Annotated in this window: 11 protein-coding genes; 6 read left to right on the top strand and 5 right to left on the bottom strand. The window is 71.2% G+C overall.

The window, feature by feature from the left end; translation table 11 throughout:
- Nucleotides 1–89 precede the first annotated feature (89 nt).
- Nucleotides 90–1,379 carry an ABC transporter substrate-binding protein gene (locus F4558_RS05920; protein ID WP_053652606.1) on the bottom strand — a complete coding sequence of 430 codons (1,290 nt, stop codon included), beginning with the start codon at nt 1,377–1,379 and terminating at the stop codon, nt 90–92.
- 339 nt (nt 1,380–1,718) lie between these two features.
- Between F4558_RS05920 and F4558_RS05915 the strand changes: the two genes are divergently transcribed.
- The 3 genes from F4558_RS05915 (at nt 1,719) to F4558_RS05905 (ending at nt 3,365) form a co-directional block, all read left to right on the top strand.
- On the top strand, nt 1,719–2,423 hold the full coding sequence (locus tag F4558_RS05915; protein WP_053652605.1) for a VOC family protein: 705 nt from the start codon (nt 1,719–1,721) through the stop codon (nt 2,421–2,423).
- 184 nt (nt 2,424–2,607) lie between these two features.
- On the top strand, nt 2,608–3,039 hold the full coding sequence (locus F4558_RS05910) for a RusA family crossover junction endodeoxyribonuclease (RefSeq protein ID WP_053652604.1): 432 nt from the start codon (nt 2,608–2,610) through the stop codon (nt 3,037–3,039).
- Between the two features lie 47 nt (nt 3,040–3,086).
- Nucleotides 3,087–3,365 (top strand): hypothetical protein, encoded by a 279-nt coding sequence (locus tag F4558_RS05905; protein WP_053652603.1) that lies wholly within the window; start codon nt 3,087–3,089, stop codon nt 3,363–3,365.
- A 422-nt stretch (nt 3,366–3,787) separates the two neighbouring features.
- Here the strand turns inward: F4558_RS05905 and F4558_RS05900 are convergent, their stop codons facing one another.
- The 3 genes from F4558_RS05900 to F4558_RS05890 all read right to left on the bottom strand — a co-directional run bounded on the left by F4558_RS05900 (nt 3,788) and on the right by F4558_RS05890 (nt 6,084).
- Nucleotides 3,788–4,498, bottom strand: a complete 711-nt coding sequence (locus F4558_RS05900; protein ID WP_167943403.1) for an HAD family hydrolase — start codon at nt 4,496–4,498, stop codon at nt 3,788–3,790.
- Between the two features lie 85 nt (nt 4,499–4,583).
- Nucleotides 4,584–5,162, bottom strand: a complete 579-nt coding sequence (locus tag F4558_RS05895; protein WP_231639897.1) for a TetR/AcrR family transcriptional regulator — start codon at nt 5,160–5,162, stop codon at nt 4,584–4,586.
- 61 nt (nt 5,163–5,223) lie between these two features.
- Nucleotides 5,224–6,084, bottom strand: a complete 861-nt coding sequence (locus tag F4558_RS05890) for an SDR family oxidoreductase (protein ID WP_167943401.1) — start codon at nt 6,082–6,084, stop codon at nt 5,224–5,226.
- Between the two features lie 122 nt (nt 6,085–6,206).
- On the opposite strand from F4558_RS05890, the gene F4558_RS05885 reads away from it, so the two are divergent.
- Complete coding sequence (locus F4558_RS05885) at nt 6,207–6,824, top strand: TetR/AcrR family transcriptional regulator (protein WP_167943399.1); 618 nt, start codon at nt 6,207–6,209, stop codon at nt 6,822–6,824.
- Between the two features lie 235 nt (nt 6,825–7,059).
- On the opposite strand, the gene F4558_RS05880 is transcribed toward F4558_RS05885, so the two are convergent.
- Nucleotides 7,060–9,765 (bottom strand): MGH1-like glycoside hydrolase domain-containing protein, encoded by a 2,706-nt coding sequence (locus tag F4558_RS05880; protein ID WP_053652598.1) that lies wholly within the window; start codon nt 9,763–9,765, stop codon nt 7,060–7,062.
- 42 nt (nt 9,766–9,807) lie between these two features.
- On the opposite strand from F4558_RS05880, the gene F4558_RS05875 reads away from it, so the two are divergent.
- Nucleotides 9,808–11,751: an amylo-alpha-1,6-glucosidase gene (locus tag F4558_RS05875; protein ID WP_167943397.1), complete on the top strand. Its 1,944-nt coding sequence runs from the start codon at nt 9,808–9,810 to the stop codon at nt 11,749–11,751.
- A 137-nt stretch (nt 11,752–11,888) separates the two neighbouring features.
- Nucleotides 11,889–13,223: a glycosyltransferase family 4 protein gene (locus F4558_RS05870; RefSeq protein ID WP_167943395.1), complete on the top strand. Its 1,335-nt coding sequence runs from the start codon at nt 11,889–11,891 to the stop codon at nt 13,221–13,223.
- Nucleotides 13,224–13,273: the final 50 nt, after the last annotated feature.

Here is a 13,273-nt window from a genome sequence, read left to right as displayed (position 1 = left end):
GGGCTCGCAAACCCGGCTCACTCCTCGCGCTCACGGCGTCACCTTCCTTCGCGACTGCGGGGCTCGCAAACCCGGCTCACTCCTCGCGCTCACGGCAGCACCCCCTTCGATTCGAGGGCGTCGGCGATGGCGCCGCGCAGCTCGTCGGCGGTCTGCTGCGGGCGGATCGCCGACGGCGGCGACAGGATCGCCGACGTCACTGTGGAGATGCTCTGGTAGGCCGGGGTCAGCGGGCGGGTCGCCGGGTCCTTCAGCTGCTCCAGGATGGTGTCCTTCATCGGGTACGCCTCGGCCATCTCCGGGTCGTTGAAGACCGCCTCGATGGTCGGCGGCACGCCGTCGTTGATGGCGGAGAACTTCTGGTGCTCGGCGCTGCGCAGACACCGCGCCGCCTCGAAGGACAGCTCCGGGTGCTTGGAGTACGAGCTGACGGCCAGGTTCACCCCGCCGATCGTGACCTTGCTGGGCGTGCCCTCGTCGACGCCGGGCACGCGCGCCCAGCCGACCTGCTTGGCAAGCTCCGGGTTCGCCTCCTGAAGCGCCGGGTAGACGAACGGCCAGTTCACCTGGAACGCGCCCGAACCGCCCTGGAACTCCAGCCGCACCGGGTCCTCGGTGGCGTTGCTCAGCGACGGCGAGGTCACGCCGGACGTGGCGAAGCGCTGCAACTGCTCCAGCGCCCGGACCGCGCCCTCGTCCATCACCGCCTGCTTGCCGTCATCGGAAAGGATCTTGCCGCCGGCGCTCGCGGCGAGGGTGTTGTAGAGCACCACGAGACCCTCGTACTGGGCGCCCATCGTGAGCACCTGGTGGGGCTTGCCCTGGTCCTTGAGCTCCCGGGCCATCGTGATCATCTGGTCCCAGGTGGTCGGCGGCTGCGGCACGAGGTCCTTGCGATACCAGAGCAGCTGCACATTCGTGTTCTTCGGCGCGGCGTACAGCTTGCCCTCGTAACGGGCGGTGTCCAGCGGCCCGGACAGGGTGCCCTGCTCGGCCTCGGCCTTGTCCTGGCCGGTCCACTCACGGATCCACTTGGCGCTTGCGAACTCCTGCGTCCAGGTGACGTCCAGACCGAGCACGTCCATGCCGCTGTCCTCGGCGGCGAGCCGGCGCACCATCTGCACCCGCTGGTCGTCGGCCTGCCGCGGCAGCACCCGGTAGGCGATCTTGTAGCGCCCCTGGGCCTGCGCGTTGCAGTCGTCGACGACCTTCTGGAGGTTCTGCTCGGGCGGGTAGTACAGGTTGATCGTCGGCGTACCGCCGTCACCGCCGCCGCTGCCGCACGCGGCAAGCGGCGCGGCCAGTGCGAGCGCAGCAGCCGCCGCCCCCAGCCGGACGGCCGGCCGACGCCGGTGTCGAGCCGTTTCGGGGTCCGTCATCGCCCTCCCCCTCTCTTCGGCGAAAGACCGGGGAGGCATCCGCGCCCCGGTGCGCGGCGAGCCGCTTCCAAGCCGACAAGCTGCGGAAAAGGCCGACTCGGGATGCTCTGTGCGGCTACACTGCCCCACCCGCGAAGCCACGAAACCTGCCCGCCGGTCGACGCGGCGGAGGCTCACAACGCCTGGACGATCGCCGGTCCATCGGTGACGGTTGGGAATCTTGGACACTTTCCGTTCGATACGAACGGAAAGTGTCCAAGATCTACCGCCGTCGGCGCGGCGACCCGTCGGCACCGGGCAGTACTGACGGGGTACGTCCGGAGCAGGCATGCTGGGGCCGTGATCGCGAGATTCAAGGACCTGTGTCTGGACGCCGCCGACCCGCACCGCCTGGGCGCCTTCTGGGCGGCGACACTCGACGCCGAGGTCGTGGATCTCGGCGACGGCGACACGCGCGTCGACCCCCGCTCGGCGGGCTCGGACGCCGAGTCGATCTGGGTGAACCGGGTGCCCGAGCCACGGGCCGGCAGGACGCGCGTACACCTGGATCTGCGGCTGGCCGGCGCGGACCCGGCGGCGCTGCTCGCGGCCGGCGCCCGATTGGTGGGCGAACCGGCCGGCGACGCCGGCTGGTGGGTGCTGAACGACCCGGAGGGTAATTCGTTCTGCGCGTTCCCGGTCGGCGCGGGCACCCAGCCGGGCCCGTCCGCGCTGGTCGTGGCCTCGGCCGACCCTGCCGCCCAGGCGGCCTGGTGGGCCCGCGTGGTCGGCGGCGCTGTCGAGCACGGGCCGGGCAACGCCTCGGTGGTCGGCGCGGCCGGGTTCCCCTGGGACCGCTGGAGATTCGACGGTGTGCCCGAGCCCAAGACGGTGAAGAACCGGCTGCACTGGGATGTCGACCTGGTTGCCCCGGAGCCGATGGCACTGATAGCGGCCGGCGCGACGCTGCTGCGCGAACCGCTCGACGAGGCGCACTGGTGGTGGGTGCTGGCCGACCCGGAAGGCAACGAGTTCTGCGCCTTCGCACCCCGCCCTACCGGGTGAACGACCGACTACCGGGAGCGGGCCGCATCGACTAGCGTTTTCCCAGCGCCGCAGCCAGCGCGTTCGCCGCCGCCGTCGACACGCCTCCGGCCGACCCCGCCTGCCCGATCGGTTGGTAATCGCGGGAACGTCGCACCGCCGCTTCCCCGGTTCGGCAGGATCCTTCCAACGAGGAGGTGCCGTCGTGCAGGACACCCGCGCTCTCGCCCTGACATTCGAGGTGAGCGGCCTGCCACCGGTCAAGACCGAAGCGCTGTCCATCTTCGCCGCCGGGCACCGGCAGGCGACGAGGGTCCGCGCCCTACTTCAGGCCGCCCTGCAGGCGGCTCAGCGCACCGGCTGGACGCCGCTGCCCGGGCCGATCGCTGTCGACCTGGTCCTGCGCTGCCCACCCGGGCACCGTACGTCCGACGCCAGCACCCTGCTCGGCGGCGTCTGCGCCGTGTTGCAGGACAAGAAGCGGGTGTCCAACATCGGCCTGGCGCACCTGGGCGTCCTGGTGGACGTCGCCCTCTACGACGACGACAGGCAGATCCGCCGTTTGTCGTACCAGGAGGAGCCCGCGGAGGAATTCTCGTACCAGGTGCGGGTTGCCGCCGTACCCACTGGCGTTTGACCGACGGCCGCGGTGGGGTATCGCGGACGCCGACGAAGGGAGCACCGATGTCGGAACCACATGTCACGCTCGACCCGCGCGGGCTCGACGCTGTGCAGCAGAAGTTGCGCGGTCCTCTGGAGGACCAGCTGACCTCGGCGCTCCAGGCGGCCACCGACCGGGTCCGTGCCAACTACGGCGGCGAGCCGGTGGAGCAGGTCTGTCAGCGTTTGCTGGATGAGACCCGCTCCGGGTTGCACCCCGACATCGCGGCCGGCTTCAACCCGGACATGGACGAGTTCTGCCGCGTGGCGGTGGCCATCGTCCGCGGCGGCGAGGCGTCCTGAGCGCGAAAACGGTGTCGATGCCGGCCGCCAGCGCGGCCGGCATCGTCCGGTCGGCCGTGTCCGCATCGAGGGGAGCGTGGTCAGGGCCGGGTCCGCAACTACCCGGCCCTGACCCCCGGCGGACCGGCAGGGAGCGGACAGCTCCGGCACCCCGTCATGCCCGGACGTGGCACGACGCCGCGCAGCTCGACGGAGAGAGCCGGCCGCTTCAGCACTCAGCTCCACGGTGCCCACCCGCCGGACGCCGGTACGCCCCCGGCACACCCCGAAGGACCGTGAGCGCCGGCCCAGGCTAGGCCGGCCGCGACGGACCGACAAGCCGCGACGGACCGTCGGCGGGCGTGACTGATCTCAAAGGGGAAAAGCGGCACGTCGGCGTAACGCACCCATCGCCGCCAGCGCTGTTCAGATTCCTGGGGCGCTCAGAAGTGCCGCAGCAGATCGCGGAACTCGGCAAGCCGCAGGATGCCCGCGTCGGTCGGATCCAGTTCGTCGTGCTCCAGCACCCAGGTGTTCTCGTTCGGAATGAACACGGCGTTCAGTCCGGCCGCCCGGGCCGGCAGGATGTCCGACTTCGGGGAGTTGCCGATCATCCACGCGCCAGCCGGGTCGAAGCCGTGCTCCCCGATCAGCCACCGGTACGTGTCGACCTTCTTCTCGGCGACGATGTGCGCGGCCCGGAAGTGGTGCAGCAGCCCGCAGGCGTCCAGCTTGCGCTGCTGTTCCTCCCGCTCGCCCTTGGTGAGCAGCAACAGCTCGTGCCGACCGGCCAGCTCGTCGAGCGCCTCGGCGACGCCGGGCATCAGCTCCACCCGGTGCTCCACGAGCGCCAGGGCCAGCCGGTCGATCTCCTGCCGTTCGGCATCGGTGGCCGGTCGTTCGCGCAGCCGTTCCAGGCAGTCCGCCAGGCTGCGCAGGAAGACCTTGCTGCCGTACCCGTGCGCGACGGCGTTGGCCCGCTCGATGTCATCGAGGATGGCCCGGATCTCCGTCCGGTCCAGGGTGGGATGGTCGAGCCACCCGAGGAAGTCGTCGATCACCCGCTCGAAGACGACGTTGTTCTCCCAGAGCGTGTCGTCCGCATCGAAGATCAACACCTGTGCACCCCGCCGAGCCGCCGCGTCCACCGTCATACCGCCACCTCTCGCGCTGACTCCGTCGACGATCCGAGACTCTAGGGCGTGCCCGGCACCGGACCCAGCGAGTTTCCGCCAGCCGTCACGGCCACCGCAGCAGCCTCTCCGCGATCATCGCTTCCCGCTCCTCCTGCCCCTCGGGCCGTAGTCGGCCACCCCTGGTAAGCATGACGACGCCGTGCAGCAGGCTCCAGCCCACCTCGGCGAGGGTGTCCGGGTCCCGGCCCCCGGCAAGCGGGGCGAGGGCAGCCCGCAGCTCGGCGAAGACCGCCCGCGGCGCGGCCGGAACACCATCAACACCGAGGGCGAGGTCCGGGGTCATCGCGAGCATCGCGTCGTAGACCTCCGGATTGGCGTACGCGAAATCGAGGTACGCGCTCGCGACGGCCGGCCAGGCGCCCTCGGCGCTGCCGGCGGCCTCCGCGTGCGCCTCCGCCAGATCGGCGGCCAGGTCGACGAGGGCGCACGCGGCGACGGCGGCGAGCAGCGCCTCCAGATCCGCGAAGTGTCGGTAGAGGTCACCGAGGTCGACGGCGGCCCGCTCGGCGAGACGCCTGGTGCTCACCTCCGGCCAACCCTCCGCCTCGGCGAACTCTCGTGCGAACGCGACGATGCGGTCGCGCCGCTCCTCTTCGGTGGCCTTTTCGGTGGGTCCGGGCACGCACCCGAGCGTACGGCCGAACACCTTAGGTAGTCGCTTGGTGACGGATTGGTGACTAGCGTCAGGGCGTGCCCCCAGGGGCCGGGGCGGCGTGCTCAGCGGCCCTGCTCACCTGCTCCCAGCCGGCCCAGGTGTCCATGCGGCGGCGCGAGATGTCGAACGCCAGGTCGTAGACCATGCTGCCGAGCAGGAGCCGCAGCGGCGGTTCGTCGCTGTCGACGAGTGTCAGCAGCGCCTCGGCGGCCAGCCGGGGCTCACTGTCGATCGAGCCTTCGGCCCACTGCCGCTCCAGTTCGGCGCGCAGTGGCCCGTACTCCTCCATCGGGCCTGCGGAGGTCGCGCTTGTGTACAGGTCGGTCCAGTAGCCGCCGGGCTGCACGATGCTGACCTTGACCCCGAAGGTCGCAGCCTCCATGGCCAGCGCCTCACTCATGCCCTCCAGCGCGAACTTGCTCGCGCTGTACATCCCGGTGCTCGGGAAGCCGCCCAGTGCGGCGATGCTGGAGATCTGCACGATGTGGCCGGCCCGTCGGGCCCGCAGGTGCGGCAGCGCGGCCTGGCTGACCCAGAGCGCGCCGAACACGTTGACCTCGAACTGTGCCCGCGCCTGCGCCTCGGTGAACTCTTCGAGCATGCCCAGCGACATGGTGCCGGCGTTGTTGACGACGATGTCGAGCCCTCCGAAGTGCTCGGCCGCGGTGGCGACGGCGGCGAAGACCGCCGCCCGGTCGGTCACGTCGAGTGGCAGGGCGAGCAGACGGTCGCCGTGACGCTCGTCGAAGTCGTCCCGGGCTATGGTCCGGGCAGCGCCGACCACCCGATCGCCGCGTTCGAGAGCGGCGATGGCGAACGCGCGACCCAGGCCGCGGCTGGCGCCGGTGATGAACCAGGTACGCGATGTGGTGCCGGGCGGGGTGCGCACAGTCGATCTCCATTCGATCACCGAGACGAGACGGACCGTCTCGTCTGCGTCCGACGGTAGGTCTCGCCTACCCCGCCCGTCAAGACGAGACGGTCCGTCTCGCACCTGGTATCTTTCGGCCCATGGCGACGCAACACCGGGCCGCGCCCAACGCCGCCCGCCGGAAGGAGACCTCGCGCCAGGCCATCCTCGCGGCGGCGTTCGACCTGCTCCGGGAGGTCGGCTACGCCAAACTCAGCATCGAGGGCATCGCCGCGCGCGCCGGCGTGGGCAAACAGACCATCTACCGCTGGTGGCCGTCCAAGGGCGCTGTCATCTTCGATGCCTTCCTCCTGCTCAGCGCCAGCGAGGGCGAGCCCCCGGTGCTGCCCGACACCGGCGACTTGGAAACCGACCTGCGCCTGGTGCTCCGCGCCACTGTCGAGGAGTTGAACGATCCCCGCTACGACCAGCCGATGCGGGCGTTGGCCACCGAGATCGCGCACGATCCGGACCTGGCTGCCGTCTACGCCGAACGGCTGGACGGGCCGCTGAAGGAAGCCAAGCGCCAACGGCTGCGCAGCGCCCAGCAGGCGGGGCAACTCGCCGAGGACCTCGACCTCGACGTGGCCGTGGAGATGATCTGGAGTCCCCTGCTCAAGAGGTGGCTGCACCACAGTGGCCCCCTCACCGCCGAGTACGCCGACCGTGTCCTCACCACGGCCCTCAACGGCCTGCGCCCACGCCAGCCCGACAACTGACTAGCGCGTCCCGGGCGTCAGCCGCGCTGCCCCGCGATCAGCGCGACGGTGTCCGACCTCCCTACCCAGGATCGAGCACGATCATGGGCGCGGAGGTGCGGGCACAGGCCCGCAAGATCCGCGCACTTTCGGTGATACTGCTGTCTCACGCTGGCCGGAGGCAGCAGCATCCCTGATGTTGCTCGGATCTTGCGGGCGGGGCGGGGCGGCACGGTCGGGGCGAGGGCGGGGTGGGTCAGCGGCGCAGGGTGAGGATCAGGTCGGCGACAAGCGCCGTCCAGCCGGTCTGGTGCCAGGCGCCCAGGCCGGCGCCGTTGTCACCGTGGAAGTACTCCGGGAACGCGATCAGGTCCCGCCAGTCCGGGTGGGTCTGGAACAGGCGCGCCGCGCCGTAGATCGGGCGGCGGCCCCAGTCGTCCTGGGTGAACAGCGAGATCAGCCGGGCCGAGAGGTCGTCGGCGATCTCGTCCAGGGTGCGCTTCACCCCGGAGCGGGTCGGATACTCCACCTGGAGGTCGTCGCCGAAGAACGCCGCGTAGTCGCGCAACGCGCTGATCAGCAGGAAGTTCGTCGGCATCCAGATCGGGCCGCGCCAGTTCGAGTTGCCGCCGAACAGCCCGCTTGTCGACTCGGCCGGCTCGTAGCCGACGGAGAACTCCTGTCCGCCGAGGGTGACCGAGAACGGCTTGTCCAGGTGCGCGCGGGACAGCGTACGAAGGCCGAAGTCGGAGAGGAACTCGTCGGAGTCGAGCATCCGGGCGAGCAGCCGGATCACCTGCTCCGGGCCGACCATGGACAGCAGCCGCTGCTGGCGTCCGTCCGGGCCGAGGCGGCGGGTGCCGATCACCTGCGCGTACTCCGGGCGGTTGGTGAGGAACCAGCGCAGCCGGGCGCCCAACTCCGGCAGCCGGTGCAGGGTCTTGGCGGTCAGCCTGGTGGTGGCGGCCAGCGGCAGCAGCCCGACCACCGAGCGGACCTTCAACGGCACCTTCGTGCCGTCGGCGAGGCGCAGCACGTCGTAGAAGAAGGCGTCCTCGTCGTCCCAGAGCCCCTGCTCGTACGCGGCGGCGGCGATGTACGCGAAGTGTTCGAAGAACTTGGTGGCGGTGTCCACCCAGGTGCGGTCGTGTTCGGCGAGCACTATCGCGATGTCCAGCAGGTTGAGGGCGTACATGGCCATCCAGCCGGTGCCGTCGGACTGCTCCAGCACACCCGCCACCGGCAGCGCCGCCGAACGGTCGAACGGCCCGACGTTGTCCAGCCCGAGGAAGCCGCCCTCGAAGACGTTGTTGCCGCCGGTGTCCTTGCGGTTGACCCACCAGGTGAAGTTCAGCAGCAGCTTGTGCATCACCCGGGCCAGGAATTCGAAGTCCCGGCCACCGTCGATCTCGAACACCTTCAGCGCCGCCCAGGCGTGCACCGGTGGGTTCACGTCGCCGAACGCCCACTCGTACGCGGGGATCTGCCCGTTGGGGTGCAGGTACCACTCGCGCAGCAGGAGCAGCAGTTGGTCCTTGGCGAAGCCGGGGTCGACGCGGGCGATGCTCACGCAGTGGAAGGCCAGGTCCCAGGCCGCGTACCAGGGATACTCCCACGGGTCGGGCATGGAGATCACGTCGAAGCTGGTCATGTGCCACCAGGCGCTGTTGCGTCCGTGGCGGCGCCCGGCCGGCGGCGTCGAGCCCGGGTCGCCTTCGAGCCAGCGCTTGACGTCGAAGTGGTAGAACTGCTTGCCCCACATGAGCCCGGCGATGGCCTGCCGGGCGACCAGTGCCTCGTCCGCTGTGGCGGCCTCGGGGATCACGCTTGCGAAGAACCGGTTCGCCTCGGCCCGCCGCGCCCACACCACCGCCTCGAAGCCGTCGCGAAGGTCGGCCGGGGGCGGCGGGGCCGACGCCGGAGGCGACGCGGTACGGGTCAGCCGCAACCGGATCTGGCGCTGCCCGCCGGCCGGCACGTCGAGGACGTAGTGCAGCGCGCCCTTGGTGCCCTCCCGGGCCGGGTTGACGGTGGGCGCGCCGTTGACCACGTGGTCGTTGATGCCGTCCTTCGGGTACTTCGAGCGGCCCGGCAGGCCCCAGAGCCGCTCGGCGTTCGTGTCGTTGTCGCAGAGCAGCGGCACCGGGCCGCCGTCGCCCTCCAGCAGCAGTTGGCCGAGGACCCGGTGCTCACCGACGAGCCGGGTGCCGTCGCCGGTCAGCCGGGGAATCCGGTCGCCCCCGGGCAGACCCCACGCCCACGTGTTGCGGAACCACAGCGTGGGCAGCACGTGCAGGGTCGCCGCCCGGTCACCCCGGTTGGCGACCGTCACCACCATGCACATGTCGGTCGGGGACGCCTTGGCGTAGTCGACTGTCACCGCCCAGTACCGGTCCTCGTCGAAGATGCCGGTGTCCACCAGCTCGTACTCGGTGTCGTCCCGGCCGCGCAGCGCGTTCACTGCGACGAGTTCGTCGTACGGGAAGGCAGCCTGCGGGTAGTGGTAGCGCCAGCGCATCCAGGAGTGGGTGGGCGTGGAGTCCTCGTACCACCAGTACTCCTTGACGTCCTCGCCGTGGTTGCCGCTGTCGCCGCCCAGGCCGAACATCCGCTCCTTGAGGATCGGGTCCTTGCCGTTCCACAGCGCGAGAGCGAAGGCGAAGGTCTGCCGGTCGTCGCAGACGCCTGCCATCCCGTCTTCATTCCACCGGTAGGCTCTGGACCGCGCGTGGTCATGCGGGAAGTAGTCCCAGGCCGTACCGTGCTCGCTGTAGTCCTCCCGTACCGTCCCCCACGCCCGTTCGGACAGATAGGGACCCCATGCGCGCCAGTCCTGCTCCCCCGAGTCGGCCTGGGCGAGCCGGAGCCGCTCAGCGTCGGGTGGCGAGGCGTCGGAGGACGATCGGTCAGTGATCACGTACACATCCTTGACGCCGTCTCCGTACTTGACCACAGCAGCCATTGTCGTCGTGGCGTGTTACACCTTGCCGTCGGTGGAGGAAAGTTGATCGACATTCACTTCGGCCCGCAGGTCTGTGGCGATCTGGCGAGCGCGTCCAGCCGGGAGTGGCTGGTGCCTGACGGTGTCGGCGGGTACGCGATGGGCACGGTCTCCGGACTGCGCACCCGCCGGTACCACGGTCTGCTGGTGGTCCCGGGCGAAACTCCGGCGTCCCGTCAGGTGGGACTGGCAAGTCTCGATCCGGCGGTCACCCTGCCCTCGGGCGCGCGGGTCCGGCTCGGCGCGCACGAGTGGGCCTCCGGTGACGTCGACCCGCGCGGCTTCGAACTGCTCGAACGCTTCGACCTGGTCGACGGGCTGCCCCGGTGGCGGTGGCGGATCGGCGGCGTCGTGATCGAGCGGGAGCTGGCCATGCTGCCTGGCCGGTCCTGCGTGGCGGTGGTGCACCGGCTGATCGCCGGCGGCCCGGTCCGGCTGGAGCTGTCGGCCGCCTGCACCTGGCGCGACGCGCACGGCGAGCGGCGGGCCGACGGCCCCACGCCGCAGGTCGAGACGGTCGGCGACGGCGCTGTGGTCGAGGGCGCGTACCGGCTCGCCGGCCCGGGCTGGACCCCCGAGGGGCAGTGGTGGCTGGGCGTGCACCACCGGGAGGAGGCAGTCCGAGGGCTACACCCGGACGAGGACGTCTGGTACGCGGGACGCTTCGTCGGTGAGCTGGAGCGCCCCGGCGACACGGTGTCGGTGCGGGCGTGGGCGGGCCGGCTGGACGAGGAACCGCCGCCGGCCGCGCAGATCGTGGAGACCGCCCGGCGACGCAACCGTCAGGTGGTGGCGGCCGCGAACCCGACGGATGACGTGGAGGCGACGCTCACGCTTGCCGCCGACGCGTTCGTGGTGCGCCCGGGCGGCGGGGCTGTCGACGTGGTCGCCGGGTACCCGTGGTTCGGCGCGTGGTCGCGGGACACGATGATCTCGTACGAGGGTCTCTTCCTCTGCACCAACCGCGCCGCCGAGGGCCGGGAGCTGCTGCGGGCGTACGCGGCGACGCTGTCCGAGGGGATGCTCGCCAACACGGCCGACACCGGGCGGGTGGAGTACAACACCGTCGACGGCACGCTGTGGTTCCTGCACGCGGTGAGCCGACACGTCACCGTCACGGGTGACACCGACCTCGGCGACGAGCTGCTGCCCGCGCTGCGGACAGTCGTCGACGCCCACGTGGCGGGCACCCGCTACGGCATCGGCGTCGACCCGGCCGACGGGCTGCTCGCCCAGGGCGCCCCGGGCACGGCCCTGACCTGGATGGACGCCCGCGTGTACGGGGTGCCTGTCACTCCGCGTACCGGCAAGCCCGTCGAGGTCAACGCGCTGTGGATCAACGGGCTGGCCGGGCTCGCCGAGCTGACCGAGCTGGCCGGTCAGGACGCGGACGAGCTGTGGCGGCGGCACGGGCAGGCGGCCACCTCGTTCCGGGACCGCTATCCGGCCCCGGCCGGCTGGCTGTACGACGTGCTCGACGCGCCCGCGCCCGCGTACCCGCTTGGTGGCGCGGCCCTGCACGACGACGACGCGCTGCGGCCCAACCAGCTGCTGGCCTGGTCGTTGCCGTTCGCGCCGTTGGAGCCGGACGAGCCGACGTTGCGGCGGGTCGCGGCCGGGCTGCTCACCCCGCTCGGGCCGCGCAGTCTCGCCCCGGATTCGCCGGAGTTCGTGGGCCGGCACCGGGGTGGTCCGGCGGAGCGGGACGGCGGCTACCACCAGGGCACTGTGTGGCCGTGGCTTGTCGGCCCGTACGTCGACGCGTGCCGCAGGGGCAAGATGTCGGTCGATGACGTATTGGTCGGCATTGAGGCACATCTGACCGAATATGGGTTAGGCTCGGTGAGCGAGACAGCCGACGGCCTCGCGCCGCACGCCGCGACCGGATGCCCTTTCCAGGCATGGTCGGTCGCCGAGCTGCTGCGGGTGCGCCGAAAGGGCCAGTAGCGCTTTACATGACCGCAACGGCGGTGTCTCCGCTGGTTATCTCGGCCCCGGCAGGATGGGGCCCGATCCAGACGCGACGGCGGCACCGATTCGGTGCCGGTCGGCGCGCGCCCGGGGACAACTCAAAGGGGGCCGCAATGTCACCCGACGCCCACGTGATCGACATCCACTCCGCCCGGCACCTGCGGGTGCTGATGCTGTCCTGGGAATATCCGCCGGTGCTCGTCGGTGGCCTCGGCCGACACGTCCACGCCCTCTCCGTCGCACTGGCCGCCGCCGGCCACGAAGTCACAGTCGTCACCCGCCACGCCGACGGCGCACCCCTTGAGGAATACGCCGACGGCGTCCGCATCCTGCGCGCCCCCGAAGACCCCGTCACCTTCCCCCTCGCCACCGGCAGCCTGCTGGCCTGGACCATGGCGTTCAACCACACCCTCACCCGCACCGCCCTGCGCGCCACCGAAGCCGGCACCTACGACGTCATCCACGCCCACGACTGGCTCGTCGCCCACACCGCCATGACCCTCTCCGACCACCTGGACCTGCCGCTCGTCACGACCATGCACGCCACCGAGGCGGGCCGGCACCAGGGCTGGCTGCCCGAGGAGATGAACCGCACCATCCACGGCGTCGAACACTGGCTCACCGGGGCCTCCACCCGCGTGATCACCTGTTCGGGTTACATGCGCGACCAGGTGGGCGCGCTCTTCGACGTACCCGCCGAGCAGGTCGACGTGGTGCCCAACGGCGTCGACGACCGGGCCTGGCGGGCCCGGCCCCGCGCGGTCGCGTCTGCCCGTGCCCGGTTCGCCGCCGACGGCCCCCTCGTCGGGTACGCCGGACGGCTCGTCTACGAGAAGGGCGTGCAGCACCTCGTGCACGCCGTACCCCGGCTGCGCGAGCAGCACCCCGGGCTGCGCGTCGTGATCGCAGGCGACGGCCCGTACCGCCCCGAGTTGGAGGCCGAGGCCCGCCGCCTGGCGCTCGGCTCGACAGTCAGCTTCACGGGCTTCCTCGACGCCACCCAACTCCCGGCGGTGCTGGGCGCCACCGACGCGACAGTGGTTCCCAGCCTCTACGAGCCGTTCGGCATGGTGGCGCTGGAGGCGGCGGCTGCCGGTGCGCCCCTGGCCGTGGCCCGCACCGGCGGCCTCGCCGAGATCGTCGAACCCGGCGTGACAGGCGTGACGTTCCCGCACAGCGACCCGGCCGCCCTCGCCGGCGCTGTCGGTCAACTCCTCGGCGACGAGATCTTCGCCAGGCGGGTCGCCCGACGTGCCCGCGCCATGGTCGGCGAGCGGTACGGCTGGGCCACCATCGCGGCCCGCACCGCCGCCAGTTACGCCAGCGCTCGCCGTGAGCACGGCCCCCTCCAGGCCCGACGCGCCGCTGCCCAACTGGCCGGCGGCCGTACCCGGATCGCCGTCCCGGAGGGCAACCTGCTCGCTGCCGCCGACCACGCCGCCTGCTGAGGTAGGTCGGACGACCGATAGGTGACTTCCGATCCGCTGGATAGGGTGTA

The organism is Micromonospora profundi (assembly GCF_011927785.1).
Lineage (GTDB): Bacteria > Actinomycetota > Actinomycetes > Mycobacteriales > Micromonosporaceae > Micromonospora > Micromonospora profundi.
This window is presented reverse-complemented; position numbering and strand designations above follow the sequence as displayed.